Origin of the sequence: Massilia timonae CCUG 45783, from assembly GCF_000315425.1 — a bacterium.
Lineage (GTDB): Bacteria > Pseudomonadota > Gammaproteobacteria > Burkholderiales > Burkholderiaceae_D > Telluria > Telluria timonae.
Genome location: NZ_JH992923.1, coordinates 340,459 through 355,606 on the forward strand (window position 1 = coordinate 340,459; position 15,148 = coordinate 355,606).

Genomic DNA, 15,148 nt, shown 5'->3' on the forward strand with positions numbered 1-15,148 from the left:
GGTTTCAAGGCCGCTCCGCAAAGCGGCCATCTTCTCAAAATGGTGTATCAGTTTTCAATCGCTGCCTGTATCAGTTTACAACCGCTGCTGACAGCAAGCCCATCCCTTACTTTAAGATCGAACTGGAAAGCGTAATGATCGCCAGCATCAAGCCAGATAGTGGCGAAGGCGGGATCATTACTGAGAGGGTCCAGCTTGCGTATGCCAAGATCAAATGGCACTACACCCGCCAGAGCATCCGGGGTGGAGCGCAGGGCAATACTAGCGGTAGCTGGGACTGTTCAGCCCATAAAGTGTGCTAACGGGAGGCGATATGTCCACCCCCTACGAGGGCGCATCAATGTTTATCAGCCCGCTTGAACTATCTGACTGGCGGCACGTATGTGCTGTCATCGTTTCGGGTCATAAGCTCAACAAATGCGGCCATACTCTTCTCCATGTTGGTGAAAGTTGGAGTTGGTATGTCCATATCGCTGGCCCATACAATTTGCCCAAGTTCATCCCTGAAAGTAATTACATGCGGTACTTAAAGGAGAACAACAAGCGTGAGATTCGCCGCTGGGATATCAAACTGCCCAACCCTAAGGGTGCGCGTGACAAGCTGCATGAACTCATCGATAAGCCTTGGTTCTGGGGCGGGATAGTGAACAACTGCACTTCCTTTGTGGAAGACGTGGTGCGGGCAGGCGGTAGCAACGCCTATCAGATGTTCAACTGTCCTATTGCGGAGCCATTCGCATGAGAACCGCATTCATTTCACTCCTAAGCGCCTTGTTGATAGCTGTACTTGTCTGGGCTTCGATCATCATTTTTGCTCCGAGGATGAATCTCGACACAGCTTATAGCCTGATCGTTGGCTCGTTTCTCGGCTCGGTAGTCCTCACTGCACTGCTATTGACGCTAAGGGATCGCCACCGCTGATATGACCTCGGTAGAGAGCTTTAACAGTGTCCCGTGCAGCGTGCGCAGGCCGCTAGAGCTACCATGGCCCGCTTACAGACACGAGAGAAATTTATCATGGTGCAACCGTCAATCTATATTACCGGCTCATAAGCAATCGTCTTGTTGAGCTTCCTCGCGTATTTTTTGACACCTGCCAACATTGTTCTTGTTCGGGCAAGAATCACCGTTGAATCCTTATAGTGGAGGCATCAATGGGGAATCGGTGTTTGTCAACGTAGTTGTCGCGTCATCTCAAGCTGCTTGCTGTAGTGCTTCTGGCCGAATCCGTTCCGGATTCAACCAGACTTGATCGTCAAGTTCCCAGTTCCTGGTGCCCTGCGACCAGCGCTGCGGGTTGCGCTTTCTAGCCTCGTGATAGACCTGCTCACGAAGCTTCAAAATCGCCGCGTCTTGCCCGCAGTGGCGCTGTGCCGGGGTCACGAATTTCAGGCCGCTGTGCTTGTGATCGTGGTTATACCAACGCACGAATTTCTGCGTCCATGCCTGCGCCTCTTCCAGGCTTCCGAATGGCTTGTTCGGGTAATCTGGGCGATATTTGCAGGTCTTGAACAGCGACTCGGCGTATGCATTGTCATTGCTTACACGTGGCCGGCTGAACGAGGGCGCCACACCCAGCTGTTCCAACGTGGCCAACATGGTGGCGCCCTTCATGGCGCTGCCGTTGTCCGAATGGAGCACCAGTGGACGACCGGCCAGCCCCTCGGCCAAGCTAGTGCGGCGCATCAACCGTGAAGCCAGTTCCGCCGATTCCGCCACGTGCACCTCATGCCCGACGACTTTGCGGCTGAAGATATCGAGCACCATGTACCAGTAATAGTATTGGCCTTTGATGGCGGCCGGCATCCAGGTGATATCCCAGCTCCACACTTGGTTCGGAGCCGCGGCGCAATGACTCGTGAGCACGCGCTCACAAGGTTTCTTCGCGCGGCCCCGATGATGCTGTTGCGCCGCCGCTTTCAGAACGCGATAGAAGCTTGACTCGGACGCCATGTACACGCCCCGATCGGCCAGCGCTGGCACGATCTGGCTGGGCGGTAAGCTGGCGAATTCCTCGCTGTTGGCAACGGCGAGGATTTCGGTACGCTCATCCTCGCTCAGCTTGCTGACCGGTTCTGGCCGCACGCTGGAGGGACGACCGTCGCCGGCCACGGCATCGTCGCCATTGCGCACCCAGCGCTGGAAAGTACGCAAGGTAATGTCCAGCTCGATGCAGGCTGGCGCCAACCGGCTGCCGGCGGCCTCTGCTTCACGGATCAACTCAACACACAACAGGCGATCTGGGACGCTGATCAGTCTTCCTCTTTGTCCCCCCAGATCGCCTGGGCTTTTTTTCGCAGGATCAGCAGCGCGGCCGCCTCGGCCAGCGCCTTCTCCTTGCGCTGTAAATCCTTCTCCAGTTGCCGGATGCGCTTTTTGTCCTCCTTCGACTGCGCCTGCTGCTCCCGCGTCTGCTTTACCACGCTCGCATTGGCCGACATGCATGCGGCACGCCACGTGGCAATCTGCTCCGCGAACAGGCCCTTGCGACGGCAATACTCGGCCAGTTCGCTTGTGTTCAGCGCAGCCGTTTCCAGTACCACGGAAAACTTGTCTTCCGAAGTCCATTCCTCGGCATTCTTTCCACTACCTGGCACCAGCGTTCCTTGATTACGAAGTTGACGGCGCCAAGTATAAAGGGTCTGTTCGGTGATCCCGCTCTCGCGGGCCAACTCCGACACCAGCCTGTTCTGCGGCGGCATCATCTGCCGAAGTAGCGCTTCTTTCCGTTCTGCTGAATACTGCTTCACACGATCTCTCTTGCCCGTCCCCGGTTGGTATTTACTTCATCAGGTGACGCGACAACTATTCTGACACCGGGGGGAATCCGAAGACGAGCGGCACCGCAACTGGATCGAATGCAATAACGTCCTGTACGCGTGGCGCATAACTGCACGTCCTTTGCGGAAGAAGTTGTACGGGCAGGCGGCAGTAAAGCCGGACAGTATTTCAATTGCCCTATTGCGGAGCCATTCGCATGAGAACCATGCTAATTTCATTTGGCGTCGCACTCTTAGCGGTGGCAATTGTCTATATCTCAATACTCTTCCTTGACCCCGGAATGAACGTTGAAAAGGCATTTGGCATCATCTTCTACGCGTTTTTCGGCTCGGGCATTCTCACCGCATTGGTGTTGATGTTTCGGGGCCGTCACCGCTGATATTGGTAACTGCCCTTCAAGTACGAGCAATCAACCGCGAGGTGGGGCAAGGTAGATAAGCTTACCCTTTGTCAGACCATTAGCCTTCGCCCCTTCATCGCTCGACCACAGGGCCGCCGTCAACGTCGCGGCAATGCCATTCAGATCGGCCTCTTCCACTCTATGTTCAAGCTGCTTGCGAACCAGCAGGAACTGTTCGGCGATGCGTTCGGCGTTTGCTGCTTGGGATTCTTTGAGATCAACCGAGAGACCTCCTGATGAGTTATGGAGCGTCGATTGTACGAGGCTCGACAGTCTCTTCAAAGAACCAAATTTGCATTCCGAGCAACTATTTCTCTTGGTGGTTCCGTGTCGTGACGCTAGCAGTCCGATCAATTGCCGCTACTTACGACGCCCTCAGCAGTATCGACCATGCCGTGCATCGTGTACGGTCTACTGCGGATACCATGGGCCGACCTGAAGACATCGGAGAAATTTATCATGGTGGAACCGTACAAGCTATTCTATTGGCCGAGCATCCAGGGCCGCGGCGAATTCGTCCGCCTGGCGCTGGAAGAAGCGGGCGCCGACTACGTCGACGTGGCGCGCCGCGAAGGCGGGGTCGACCTGTTGATGGCGGCGCTCGACGTCGAGGAATATCCGGCCTTCGCGCCGCCCTTCCTGAAGGCCGGCGAGCTGGTCATCGGCCAGGTGGCCAACATCCTGCTCTACCTGGGCGAGCAGCACGGCCTGGCGCCGCGCACCGACCCGGGCCGCCTGTGGGTGCACCAGCTGCAGCTGACCATCGCCGACCTGGTGACCGAGGCGCACGACACCCATCACCCGATCGCGTCCGCGCTGTACTACGAAGACCAGAAGCCCGAGGCGCTGCGCCGCTCGGCCGATTTCGTCGAGTCGCGCATCCCCAAGTTCATGGCCTATTTCGCGCGCCTGCTGTCCAACCCCGAGCCGCGCGACTACCTCACGGGCGACAAGGTGACGTACGCCGACCTGTCGCTGTTCCAGGTGATCGAAGGCCTGCGCTATGCCTTCCCGAACGCGATGAAGAAGATCGAGCAGGAGCATCCGGTGCTGGCAAGCCTGCGCGACCGGGTGGCCGCGCGGCCCAACATCGCCGCCTACCTGGCGTCCGAACGGCGCATCCCGTTCAACCAGGAAGGCATCTTCCGCCGCTATCCGGAACTGGATCAGTAACGAGCCTACCCCGGTAGGTGTGAGTCGCTCCTGGCGCGCCTGGCAGACGTGGGCTGCGTTGCTCGTCGTTGCATGGCTTGCCATGCGGCCTCCTCGCGCCTTGCCCACGCCAGCCATGCATCGCCTACGCGCATGTCGCCATGAGCTTCCCCACACCTACCGGGATAGGCTCTAATCAATCCCAGGCCGGCGCGAAATCCGGGCTGACCAGGCGAGCGCCATCGTCGAGCGCATCGATGGCGGCGCTGTCCTCCCGGCCCAGCACGAGTTCAGTCGCCCGCAGGTTGCCGGCCAGGTTCTCGCGTTTGGTCGACGACGGGATCACGGCGTAGCCCTTGGCCAGCAGCCAGGCCAGCGTCACCTGGGCCGGCGTGGCCCCGTGGCGGCGCGCGATCTCCTTGACCACCGGGTCGCTCATCACCTTGCCATAGGCCAGCGGCATGTAGGCGGTGACGTGGATGCCGGCCGCGCGCGCGAAGTCGGCCACGCCGCGGTTCTGCAGATAGGGGTGCAGCTCGACCTGGTTGGTGGCGATATTCTCCGCGCCGACGGCGGCTATCGCCTCGCGCATCAGCGCCACCGGGAAGTTCGAGATGCCGATCGCGCCCGTGAGGCCGGCGTCGCGCGCCGCCAGCAGGGCCTGCATCGACTCGGCCACCGGGACGGCGGCGCCGGGCGAGGGCCAGTGGATCAGGGTCAGGTCGACCTGTTCGGCGCCCAGCTTGCGCAGGCTGTCCTTGAGGCTGGCGGCCAGCTTGTCGGCGGCCAGGTGCTCGGTCCAGATCTTGGTGGTCAGGTAGACGTCGCGGCGCGCCACGCCGGATTCGCGCAGCGCCTGGCCGACCTCCGTTTCATTGCCATAGATCTGGGCGGTGTCGATGTGGCGGTAGCCCAGTTCCAGGCCGGTTGCGACCGAGTCGATCGCGGCTTGCCCTTGCAGGCGGAAGGTCCCGAGACCCAGTTGTGGCATCTTCATGATGTGTCCTTTGAAATGAGTTAATGGGTGGCGGCGGCGCTGCGCACGGCCTTGGCCGGCGCGCCTTCGCGCCGGTCGAGCCAGCCGGCCAGGGTCGTGAGCAGCAGGGCGCCGACGACGACCAGGGCGCCGATCCAGGGCGTGGCCATCAGGCCGAGGTGGGCGACGATCAGGCCGCCGCCCCAGGCGCCCAGCGCGATGCCGACGTTGAATGCGGCGATGTTCAGGCCCGAGGCGACGTCCACCGCCTGCGGCGCGTCACGCTCGGCGCGCTGCACCACATAGACTTGCAGGCCGGGCACGTTGCCGAAGGCGACCGCGCCCCAGGCCAGCACCGTGATCAGCACGAGCGGTTTGCTCGGCGCGGTGAAGGTCAGTGCCAGCAGCACCACGGCCAGCAGGGCGAACACGATCTGCAGCGCGGGCACCGGGCCATGGCGGTCGGCCAGCTTGCCGCCCCAGATATTCCCGGCCGCGACCGAGACGCCATACACCAGCATCACCAGGCTGACGGTCGACGCCGCGAAGCCCGAGACTTCCTGCAGCACCGGCGCCAGGTAAGTAAAGGCGATGAAGCTGCCGCCGTAGCCGAGCGTGGTCATGGCGTACACCAGCAGCAGGCGCGGTTTCTTGAGCACCGCGAGCTGGGTCAGCAGGCTCGATGGTTGGCTGCCCGCGATAGTCGACGGCACCAGGATGGCGCTGCCGATCACGGCGATCACGCCCAGCAGCGACACGGCGAGGAAGGTGGCTTGCCAGCCGAAGTGCTGGCCGATGAAGGTCCCGAGCGGCACGCCGGTGACCAGCGCCACGGTAAGACCCGTGAACATCAGCGCGATGGCGCTGGCGGCCTTCTCTTTCGGCACCAGGCTGGTGGCGATGGTCGAACCGATCGAGAAGAACACGCCGTGCGCCAGGCCGGTGAGCACGCGCGCGGCCATCAGCGCTTCGTAGTTCGGCGCCATCCAGGCCACCAGGTTACCGAGCGTGAACAGGACCATGAGGCCGAGCAGCAGGTGCTTGCGCGGCAGCTTGCCGGTGAGGGCGGTGAGCACCGGCGCGCCGATGGCGACGCCCAGTGCGTACAGGCTGACCAAGAGGCCGGCCGAGGGCACCGAGACGCCCAGGCTGGCGGCGATGGTGGGGATCAGACCGACGATCACGAATTCGGTCGTCCCGATGGCGAAGGCGCTCAAGGTGAGCGCCCAGAGTGCGAGTGGCATGTGATTCTCCTTGTTGTTGACGTGGCTGGAGCCAGGCATGCAGTGTGCCGTGCCAGGGTGCAAGGAAAAATAGGCCGCTGTACAATGGACTTTTGACTCGGAGTCAATAATGATCGATGTAGACGCCTTGATTGTATTTGCCGCCGTCATAGATTCCGGCTCGTTCTCGGCCGCCGCCGAACGCCTGGGGCAGACGCCATCGGGAGTCTCGCGCACCATCTCGCGGCTTGAGGATGGCCTTGGCATGACGCTGATGCACCGCACGACGCGGCGCCTGCAACTGACCGAAGAAGGCGCCTGGCTGCTCGAGCGCGCCCGCGCCATCCTGCAGGACCTGGCCAATACCGAGGCCGAGGCGCAGGCGCGCCGGTCGCAGCCTTCGGGCCTGGTGCGGGTCAATGCCTCGACCCCGGCCCTGGACCACCTGCTGGCGCCCCTGCTGCCCGATTTCCTGGAGGCGTATCCGCTGGTCCAGCTGGAACTGACCAGCGGCGAAACCTATGTCGACCTGATCGAGGAGCGGGCCGACCTGGCGATCCGCATCGGCGCGCTGCCCGATTCGACGCTCAATGCGCGGCGCCTGGGCAGCGGCAGGCTGCGGGTGGTGGCGGCGCCAGCCTATATCGACAAGTACGGCGTGCCGCGCGAGCCGGCCGAGCTGGCGCTGCATCGCAGCGTGGGCTTCACGGCGCCGGCCTCGCTCAACACCTGGCCGCTGCTGCATGCCGGCGGCGAGGGCTGGACCGTCACGCCGCAGGTGCTGGCCTCGAGCGGCGAGACGGTGCGCCACCTGGCCCTGCACGGGGCAGGCATCGCATCGGTGGGCGAATTCCTGGTGCGCTCGGACCTGGCGGCGGGGCGCCTGGCGCCGGTGCTGGAAGAGCACACCCTGCCGTGGACCCAGCCCGTATGGGCGGTGTTCTACAAGCAGGGCGCGCTGGCGCCGCGGGTGGCGGCGCTGGTGGACTTCCTCGCGCGCAGGCTGGGCGAGGTGCTCGGCACCTAGGCCAGGGAGTCTGCGGCGCCCACCTCGGCGCTTGCGAGGCGTTCGATCAGGTCCGGCAGCGGCATCGGACGGCAGAACAGGTAGCCCTGCATGCACGGCTGCCCGTGTTCGGCCAGGAAGCGCGCCTGCGCCGAGGTCTCGATGCCTTCGGCCACGACCCGCAGGCCGAGCTGGCCCGCCATCGCCAGGATCGATTGCACCAGGGCAGTGCCGTTGCTGTCGTCGGGCATGTCGCGGATAAAGCCCTTGTCGATCTTGAGTTCGTACAGCGGCATCTTGCGCAGGTAGGCCAGGTTCGAGTAGCCGGTGCCGAAGTCGTCGATCGAGAAGCGGATTCCCATGTGCGCCAGTTCCTGCATGCGGCTTACCGTGTCGTCGATGTCATCCACCAGCAGGCCTTCGGTCACTTCGAAGATCAGCTGCCGCGGCGGCACGCCCGTCTCCTGGACCACCGCGCGCACCATGGCGACGAAATCGGGCTGGCGGAACTGGCGCGGACTGACGTTGATCGACAGCGGCAGCGCATGGCCGGCGCGTTCCAGCTCGCGCCAGGCCAGGCAGGCGTGGCGCAGGACCCAGGCGCCGAGCGGCACGATCAGGCCGGTTTCTTCGGCGACCGGGATGAAGACATCGGGCGGCACCAGCACGCCGTCCGCGCGGCGCCAGCGCAGCAGCACCTCGGCGCCGACCGGCGCGCCGGCGGGGTCGACCTGCAGCTGCAGGTGCAGCGCCAGTTCGTTGCGCGCCAGCGCATCGGCCAGGTCGCGCTCGAGCGTCAGCACGTTCTCGGCCGCCGCCAGCATCGTGGTCTCGAACAGCGCGACGCCGTTGCGACCGGCCGCCTTGGCGTGGTACATCGCGGTATCGGCTTCGCGCAGCAGGTCGTGCATGGTCTGACCCAGGCGCAGCGGCAGTGCGACGCCGATGCTGCCCGATGAATGGTAGACCTGGTTGTCGATCATGGCCGGACGGCGCAGCGCCTTGCCGACCTTTTGCGCCAGCTCCTGGGCGGCGGCGGTGGCGGACGCGCCGTCGCTGCCGAGATTCGCGGCCAGGATGACGAATTCATCGCCGCCGAGGCGGGCCACGGTGTCTCCTTCGCGCACCGCGTCGACCAGGTGGGCGGCGACGTGCTTGAGCAGGGCGTCGCCGGTGGCATGGCCGCGCGCATCGTTCACGCTCTTGAAATTATCGAGGTCGATGTACAGCACCGCGCCGAGGCCGCGGCCCGCGTGCGCCCCCTCCACCATCGCGTGCAGGCGCTCCATCAGCAGGCGCCGGTTCGGCAGGCCGGTGAGCACGTCGAAGAAGGCCAGCTGCTCGATCGCGTCGGCCGAGCGGCGGCGCTCGGTGATGTCGCGTCCCACCACCACCAGGTGCGTGATCGGCCCGCCTTCGCCGGCGAACGGCACCATCTCGATTTCGACCCAGCACGGCTCGCCCGTCTTCGAATAGTTCACCAGCTCGGCCGATACCGGCTCGCGCTTGCCCATGGCCTCGACGATGCGCGCCACCACCGCCGGATCGGTGTCGGGGCCGTGCAGCATGCGCATGCTGCGCCCGACGATCTCGTCGGCGCGGTAGCCGCTGCGGCGCTCGAAGGCCCGGTTGGCGAAGATGACGGGCTGGATGGCGCCGGGGCGCTCATCCACCTTGACGATCAATACCATCTCGTTGAGGCCGGCCAGCGCGGCGGAAGTCAGCCGCAGTTCGCCGTTCATCGCGCGCAGCAGGCTTTGCCCTTCTTCCAGCGAGGCGGCGGAGGTGCGCACGTCGTTCAGCGAGCCGGCCAGGCCCTTGAGCAGGGTGCCGCAGCTCAGGGTGATCAGGCCGCCCACGCAGGTGAAGTTCAGGGTCAGGATCAGCACGCTGGGCAGCGAGTCGTGCGCATAGTGGCCGACCGGGATGTCGGTTTGTCCCGTCAGGCCGAGCACCATGAGCGTGGCGGCGCTGAGCGCGAGTCCGGAGATCGCCGGTCGTGTGCCCAGCAGGACCGCGGCCAGCGCAGGCGCCGCCAGCAGGTAGAACAGGCCGATCGCGCCGGCCGCGAGCATCGAGCCGACACCCACGATGTACAGCATGGCCAGGAAGTTCAGGACGCGGGTCCGGTAGGCCAGATGGTCCATGCGCCAGATCGCCAGGATCCACGCCAGCGCGGCGGTATCCATCAGGGCCACCGCCGGCACATTCCTGTAGACCGCCAGCGCCGCGCTTGGCACCGCCGCGATCAGTGCCAGCACCAGGACGACGGACATCAATGACGTGAAAACACGTGCGCGCCACTGCGCGACATCGTCGTGAGCCAGCATGATAATTTCGCTTGAGAGGAGGGGATTGTATTTAGACAATAGAAATTGTCTCAAGGAAATAGCATACCAGCTCTGCCGGTTTCGGGCCGTTCGATTGAAACGGCGTGCTGTCGGGCGCTGGTGGGCGGCGCGATCCGACACGCATGGGCGGCGCTGCCGCGAGCGGCTGCCGCCCATGCCGTGCCAGGGTCAGAACGCGTAGGTCGCGCGCCCGTAGATATAGCGTCCCGAACGCCCGAACGGCGCATAGGTCGAGAACGGCGTATTGCCCGTGGTGTTGAGCGACGGCGGCAGCGTTTCCGGATACTGGTCGAAGACATTGTCCGCGCCCAGGGCCAGGGTCAGCTTGGGCGTGACGGCGTAGCGTCCCTCCAGGTCGACCACGGTCTTGGCGCCGAGCTCGAAGTCGAAGGCCGCCGTGGTGCCCGGCGACAGCACCTCGCCATAGCGCGTGGCGCGCAGGGTCGCGCCCCACGGGCCCAGCTTCCAGTTGACGTTGGCGCTGATCTTGTTCTTCGGCTGGCCCTTCTCGAGCGAGAGCACGTTGACGCGGTCGAACAGGACTGGCGATGGGCTCAGGCTCGACAGCTGCTCGGTCACCGGCACCTTGGTCACCTCGGTGTCGGTGAAGTTGCCGGCCAGCGTGAAGTCGAAGCGGCCCGCCGCGCCGGCGTTGTGCGCCCAGTTGACCACCACGTCCACACCCTTGGTCGTGGTGTCGACGCCGTTGATGAAGAAGCGCCCGCCGCCCACGCCGATGAAGCCCTGGCTGGCGATGTAGTCGCGCACATTGGCCTGGGTGAGGTTCTCGGACAGGATGATGCGGTCGTCGATGTCGATGCGGTAGGCGTCGACCGTCACGCTCACGCCGCCCAGGCGCAGCACGGCGCCGAGCGAGGCGTTGACCGATTCCTCGGCGTCCAGCGGCTTGGCGCCGAGGGCCACCGCCACCGGGTCGGACGGCTTGAAGGTCGTGATCTCGTAGGGGATGCCGTTGATGAAGTTGGTGGACGTCGCGGTGAAGTGCTGCTGCTGTGGCGACGGCGCGCGGAAGCCGTTCTGGATCGCGCCGCGCAGCGCGAACGCCTTGTTGAAATCGTAGCGCAGCGCCAGCTTGCCGGCCACGCTGTTGCCGAAGTCCGAATATTTTTCGGCGCGCACCGCGGCCGATGCAAGGAGCTCGGGCGTGACGTTCGCTTCGAGGTCGATGAAGGCGCCAACCGCGTTGCGGTGGGCGTCGACCTCGTTGGCCGGGCGGAAGCCCGGGAACACCTGGGCGCCCGGCGCGGCCGGCGTCCCGTTGGGCAGCACCTCGCCGCCATAGCTCCACGACTGCTCTTCGCCGGCGAACAGCTCATAGCCTTCGCGGCGCGCCTCCACGCCCACCGCCACGTTCAGCGGCGACGACAGCGACGCCAGCTCGATGCTGCGCACGCCGGTCAGGTTGAACACGGCCTGGTCGTACGAATAACCGCCGGCGTAGAACTCGGTCTTGCTGGTCGGTCCCAGCGAGCGGTTCAGGGTGTTCTCGATCGTGTACTCCATCTTGTTCTTGCCGTAGCCGAGCGAGGCGTCCATGTCCCACTGGCCCGCTTGCCACGTCACGCCGCCCGTCATCGAGAAGTCCTTGACGGTGGGGGAGATCAGCGGCAGGAAGCCGTCCGGATAGATCGACAGGATGTTGCGGGCGTCCTGCGGCGGGCGGAAGTAGCCGGACGAGGTGGCGTCGCGGTCCTGGTAGCTCGCCCAGCCATAGACCTTGACGCCGCCGCCAAGGTTGTTGCCGGCGTTGGCGAACAAGGTGGCCTGGTCGAGGTCAGGTTCGCCGGTCCAGGCGTTGAAGCGGTCGATCGTGTTCTCGCGCGGGTCGAAGGCGCCGTTCACGCGCGGGTACTGCTGGCGCATGTCGTAGCCGCCACGCTCGGTGCGGTTCTGGTCGCGGTACTCGGCGGCCACGGTCAGGAAGCCGGATTCGCCCAGGGCCAGGCCCTTCCACAGGCTGACGGTGGCGGTCTGGCCGTCGGTGCGCTTGCGCGAATCCGGACCGCTCCAGGTACCGCCGGCGGGCGCCACATCGTTCCACAGATCGTACTCGGACTTGCGCGCGCCATAGGTGACGCTCGCTTCGCCGCCATCGCGGTCGGTGCGCAGGCGCATATTAACCACGCCCGAGATCGCGTCCGAGCCATATTGCGCCGCAGCGCCGTCGCGCAGCACCTCGACCGATTTCACGATCGCGGTCGGGATCGTGTTGAGGTCGACCGCCGCCGAACCGCGGCCGATCGAACCGTTGACGTTGACCAGCGACGAGGCGTGACGGCGCTTGGAGTTGACCAGCACCAGGGTCTGGTCGGGCGCCATGCCGCGCAGGGTGGCGGGACGGATGGTGTCGGTGCCGTCGGTCAGCGAGGGCCGCGGAAAGTTCAGCGAGGGCAGGGCCATCGACAGCGCCTGGTTCATCTCGGTGCTGCCGGCATTCTTGAGGGTGTCGGACGAGATGATGTCGACCGGCGCGGCGGTGTCGAGCGCGGTGCGGTTGGCGACGCGGGTGCCGGTGACCACGACCGTGGCGGCATTGGTGGCCGACTCGGCCTGTGGTGTGGCCTCCTGGGCATGGGCGGCGCCTGCGCACAGCGCGGCGATGGCGAGAGCGAGTGCTGTTTTTTCCGTCCTGGCTTTCTGCATGGTGCTGATTCCTTTTTTTTCTACGGCGGTGGTCCTGGGAAAGGGCGAGGCGGTTGCCTCTGGTCCATACTGCGCAGCACCATTCATGGTGTCAATTCGTTAAAACCGCCGCCGTGCATCTTTACAACAATTATCGAAATGTCAGGTCTATGTAAGAACATGTGAAGCGCATAAGCAACGCTCATGCGGTGCGCATGAATTTATCTCCCTGTAAGAATTTTGCTATTGCATAGCATTCTTAAATGCTACTGTTGGGAAGTAATTGATTCCATTACTTGACCGGGGATATCCTATGCGTTTGTGGACACCGCTTGCCGTTTTGCTCCTCCTTGCCTCGTCATGGGGCCGCGCCGATCCCATCGATGACTTCATCAAGGCGGAAATGCAGCGCAGCCAGACGCCTGGCCTGAGCCTGGCGATCGTGCGTGATGGGAAGATCGTCCGCGAGCAGGCATACGGCCTGGCGAACCTCGAACACCAGGTGCCGGTCAAGCCAGCGACGTTGTTTCAGGCCGCGTCGATCGGCAAGCAGTTCACGGCCGCGCTGGTCATGCTGCTGGTCGAGGATGGCAAGCTCGGGCTCGACGACCCGGTCGCGCGCCACTTGCCGAACACGCCGCCGGCCTGGAAGGACGTCACCGTGCGCCACCTGCTGACGCATACCTCGGGCCTGGCCGACCCGGGCGACAAAATCGACTTGCGCAAGGATTACACGGACGACGAAATGATCGCGATCGCCGGCGCGCTGCCGCTGGATTTCCAGCCGGGTGAAGACTGGGCATACAGCAACGTCGGCTACCAGCTGCTCGGTTACCTGTGCACGAAGGTCGGCGGCAAGTTCTATGGTGACCAGCTGCGCGAGCGGATCTTCGCGCCGCTGGGCATGTCGGCGCGCGTGATCAGCGAGCGCGATATCGTGCCGCATCGTGCGGCTGGCTACGAGCTGGTGGACGGGCAGGTCAAGAACCAGGAATGGGTATCGCCGACGATGAACGCCACCGCCGACGGCAGCCTGTACGTGACGGCGCACGACCTGGCCCTGTGGGACCTGGCGCTGTATGGCGACAAGCCTTTGACCGCGCGCATCCGCCAGGCCAGCTGGACGCCGGTCACCCTCAAGAACGGGAGCACCCGGCCATATGGCTTCGGCTGGAGCCTGGAACCGGTCAACGGCCACCGGCGCGTCTGGCACAACGGCCGCTGGCAGGGCTTTCGCAGCGTGATCCACCGCTTCGTCGACTACCGGCTGGCCGTGATCGTGCTGGCCAATTCGACCTCGGCGCCGGTGGAAAAGATCGGCAACCAGGTCGCCCGCATGGTCTTGCCGGCCCTGGTGCAGCATCCGATCGCCGACACCGAGCCTGCAGCCACCGCGCGCGCGAAAGAGATCCTGGCTTATTTCGAGCGCGGTGAGCAGCCACCCGGGCTGTCGGCATCGGCCAGGGAATTCTTCTCGCCCCAGTTCATGGGCTGGGTGCGGGCGGACATGCGGGACTTCGGCAAGCTGTCCGAGGTACAGCCGATGGAACGCGGCGAGAAGAACGGCAAGCGCCTGTATGTCTACCGCGCGCGCTTCGCGCATGACGACGTCACGATGAAGTTCTCGCTCAACAAGGCCGGCGAGATCGAGAATGTCGAGCTGTTGCCGGAGTGACGTATAGTCCTGGTGGTAGCCTACGAATCTTCACACTGGCAGAGGCAAGATGACAGCACTGTTCCCGGATTTCCGCGCCTTGCGGGTCGAAGTCGACCCACTGGTCACTATCAATGGCATCGTCGGCGGCGAGGGTCCGCCCTTGCTGCTCCTGCACGGCCACCCGCAAACCCACGCGATCTGGCACAAGGTCGCGCCCCGGCTTGCCGAGCGTTTCACGGTGGTCGCCTGCGACCTGCGCGGCTATGGCGACTCGAGCAAGCCGCAAGGGGCGCTTGATCACGCCAACTACAGCAAGCGCACGATGGCGCTCGATGCGCTGGCCGTCATGCGTTCGTTGGGCTTCGAAACCTTCAAGGTGCTGGCCCACGATCGCGGCGCGCGCGTGGCGCACCGGCTGGCGCTGGACCATCCACAGGCAGTCGAGCGGATGGCCTTGCTGGATATCGCGCCGACCCTGGCGATGTACGAACAGACCTCGGAAGCGTTCGCGCGCGCCTACTGGCACTGGTTCTTCCTGATCCAGCCGGCGCCCATGCCCGAGCGCCTGATCGAGTCCGACCCGGCCGCCTACGTGCGCGACGTGATGGGCAAGCGCAGCGCCGGCCTGGCGCCGTTCGATCCGCGCGCGCTGCGCGAATACCAGCGCTGCCTGGCGTTGCCGGGCGCGGCGCACGGCATCTGCGAGGATTACCGCGCCGCCGCCGGCATCGACCTCGAACACGACCGGTTTGATCGATCCGCAGGCCGCAAGCTCACGATGCCGCTGTTGGCATTGTGGGGAGAGCAGGGCGTGGTCGGGCGCTGCTTCGAGCCGCTCGAGGAGTGGAAACTGGTGGCGGACGACGTGCAGGGCGGGGCGCTGCCCTGCGGTCACTACATCGCGGAAGAAGCGCCCGAGCTGCTGCTAGGGCGCGTGCTGCCGTTCCTCGGGGAGTGAC

General features: G+C 64.5%; 13 protein-coding genes. 7 read left to right on the plus strand and 6 right to left on the minus strand.

Annotated elements, in window-relative coordinates; genetic code table 11:
- Window positions 1-302, plus strand: a 302-nt coding sequence (locus tag HMPREF9710_RS11600; RefSeq protein ID WP_174348355.1) for a type VI secretion system tube protein Hcp, incomplete at its 5' end; no start/stop codon positions are given.
- A gap of 11 nt (window positions 303-313) precedes the next feature.
- Window positions 314-742 (plus strand): hypothetical protein, encoded by a 429-nt coding sequence (locus HMPREF9710_RS27855; RefSeq protein ID WP_005666538.1) that lies wholly within the window; start codon window positions 314-316, stop codon window positions 740-742.
- 452 nt (window positions 743-1,194) lie between these two features.
- Here the strand turns inward: HMPREF9710_RS27855 and HMPREF9710_RS11610 are convergent.
- Window positions 1,195-2,750, minus strand: a protein-coding gene (locus HMPREF9710_RS11610; protein WP_229409743.1) for an IS3 family transposase whose coding sequence is annotated in 2 segments (ribosomal slippage) — window positions 1,195-2,288 and window positions 2,288-2,750 — 1,557 coding nt in all. Because the reading frame shifts where the segments join, the coding sequence is not laid out codon by codon here.
- A 227-nt stretch (window positions 2,751-2,977) separates the two neighbouring features.
- Here HMPREF9710_RS11610 and HMPREF9710_RS27860 point away from each other — a divergent pair.
- The gene (locus HMPREF9710_RS27860) at window positions 2,978-3,160 is read left to right on the plus strand and encodes a hypothetical protein (RefSeq protein WP_005666539.1); all 183 of its coding nucleotides are present in this window, start codon (window positions 2,978-2,980) and stop codon (window positions 3,158-3,160) included.
- Window positions 3,161-3,190: 30 nt separating this feature from the next.
- Here the strand turns inward: HMPREF9710_RS27860 and HMPREF9710_RS27865 are convergent, their stop codons facing one another.
- Window positions 3,191-3,463: a hypothetical protein gene (locus tag HMPREF9710_RS27865; RefSeq protein WP_157225554.1), complete on the minus strand. Its 273-nt coding sequence runs from the start codon at window positions 3,461-3,463 to the stop codon at window positions 3,191-3,193.
- A 177-nt stretch (window positions 3,464-3,640) separates the two neighbouring features.
- Between HMPREF9710_RS27865 and HMPREF9710_RS11620 the strand changes: the two genes are divergently transcribed.
- Window positions 3,641-4,354, plus strand: a complete 714-nt coding sequence (locus HMPREF9710_RS11620) for a glutathione S-transferase (protein WP_005666540.1) — start codon at window positions 3,641-3,643, stop codon at window positions 4,352-4,354.
- A 175-nt stretch (window positions 4,355-4,529) separates the two neighbouring features.
- Here the strand turns inward: HMPREF9710_RS11620 and dkgB are convergent, their stop codons facing one another.
- Together dkgB and HMPREF9710_RS11630 are read right to left on the minus strand one after the other, a co-directional pair.
- On the minus strand, window positions 4,530-5,330 hold the full coding sequence (gene dkgB, locus HMPREF9710_RS11625; protein ID WP_005666542.1) for a 2,5-didehydrogluconate reductase DkgB: 801 nt from the start codon (window positions 5,328-5,330) through the stop codon (window positions 4,530-4,532).
- Window positions 5,331-5,350: 20 nt separating this feature from the next.
- The gene (locus tag HMPREF9710_RS11630; protein WP_005666544.1) at window positions 5,351-6,553 is read right to left on the minus strand and encodes an MFS transporter; all 1,203 of its coding nucleotides are present in this window, start codon (window positions 6,551-6,553) and stop codon (window positions 5,351-5,353) included.
- Window positions 6,554-6,662: 109 nt separating this feature from the next.
- Between HMPREF9710_RS11630 and HMPREF9710_RS11635 the strand changes: the two genes are divergently transcribed.
- A complete protein-coding gene (locus HMPREF9710_RS11635; protein ID WP_005666545.1) occupies window positions 6,663-7,559 on the plus strand; it encodes a LysR family transcriptional regulator in 897 nt (298 codons plus the stop codon).
- Here HMPREF9710_RS11635 and HMPREF9710_RS11640 read toward each other — a convergent pair.
- Complete coding sequence (locus HMPREF9710_RS11640; RefSeq protein WP_005666547.1) at window positions 7,556-9,868, minus strand: putative bifunctional diguanylate cyclase/phosphodiesterase; 2,313 nt, start codon at window positions 9,866-9,868, stop codon at window positions 7,556-7,558. The genes HMPREF9710_RS11635 and HMPREF9710_RS11640 overlap by 4 nt on opposite strands.
- 189 nt (window positions 9,869-10,057) lie before the next feature.
- On the minus strand, window positions 10,058-12,553 hold the full coding sequence (locus HMPREF9710_RS11645; protein ID WP_005666548.1) for a TonB-dependent receptor plug domain-containing protein: 2,496 nt from the start codon (window positions 12,551-12,553) through the stop codon (window positions 10,058-10,060).
- Window positions 12,554-12,872: 319 nt separating this feature from the next.
- Between HMPREF9710_RS11645 and HMPREF9710_RS11650 the strand changes: the two genes are divergently transcribed.
- Both HMPREF9710_RS11650 and HMPREF9710_RS11655 read left to right on the plus strand, forming a co-directional pair.
- Window positions 12,873-14,207 carry a serine hydrolase domain-containing protein gene (locus tag HMPREF9710_RS11650; RefSeq protein ID WP_229409784.1) on the plus strand — a complete coding sequence of 445 codons (1,335 nt, stop codon included), beginning with the start codon at window positions 12,873-12,875 and terminating at the stop codon, window positions 14,205-14,207.
- A 49-nt stretch (window positions 14,208-14,256) separates the two neighbouring features.
- On the plus strand, window positions 14,257-15,147 hold the full coding sequence (locus tag HMPREF9710_RS11655) for an alpha/beta fold hydrolase (RefSeq protein ID WP_005666552.1): 891 nt from the start codon (window positions 14,257-14,259) through the stop codon (window positions 15,145-15,147).
- Window position 15,148: the final 1 nt, after the last annotated feature.

Bases quoted from the DNA above. Each gene is read 5' to 3' on its own strand.
- HMPREF9710_RS11635 (WP_005666545.1), top strand. From the start codon at position 6,663: ATGATCGATGTAGACGCCTTGATTGTATTTGCCGCCGTCATAGATTCC.
- HMPREF9710_RS11645 (WP_005666548.1), bottom strand. From the start codon at position 12,553: ATGCAGAAAGCCAGGACGGAAAAAACAGCACTCGCTCTCGCCATCGCC.
- HMPREF9710_RS27855 (WP_005666538.1), top strand. From the start codon at position 314: ATGTCCACCCCCTACGAGGGCGCATCAATGTTTATCAGCCCGCTTGAA.
- dkgB (WP_005666542.1), bottom strand. From the start codon at position 5,330: ATGAAGATGCCACAACTGGGTCTCGGGACCTTCCGCCTGCAAGGGCAA.
- HMPREF9710_RS11620 (WP_005666540.1), top strand. From the start codon at position 3,641: ATGGTGGAACCGTACAAGCTATTCTATTGGCCGAGCATCCAGGGCCGC.
- HMPREF9710_RS11640 (WP_005666547.1), bottom strand. From the start codon at position 9,868: ATGCTGGCTCACGACGATGTCGCGCAGTGGCGCGCACGTGTTTTCACG.
- HMPREF9710_RS11630 (WP_005666544.1), bottom strand. From the start codon at position 6,553: ATGCCACTCGCACTCTGGGCGCTCACCTTGAGCGCCTTCGCCATCGGG.
- HMPREF9710_RS27860 (WP_005666539.1), top strand. From the start codon at position 2,978: ATGAGAACCATGCTAATTTCATTTGGCGTCGCACTCTTAGCGGTGGCA.
- HMPREF9710_RS11655 (WP_005666552.1), top strand. From the start codon at position 14,257: ATGACAGCACTGTTCCCGGATTTCCGCGCCTTGCGGGTCGAAGTCGAC.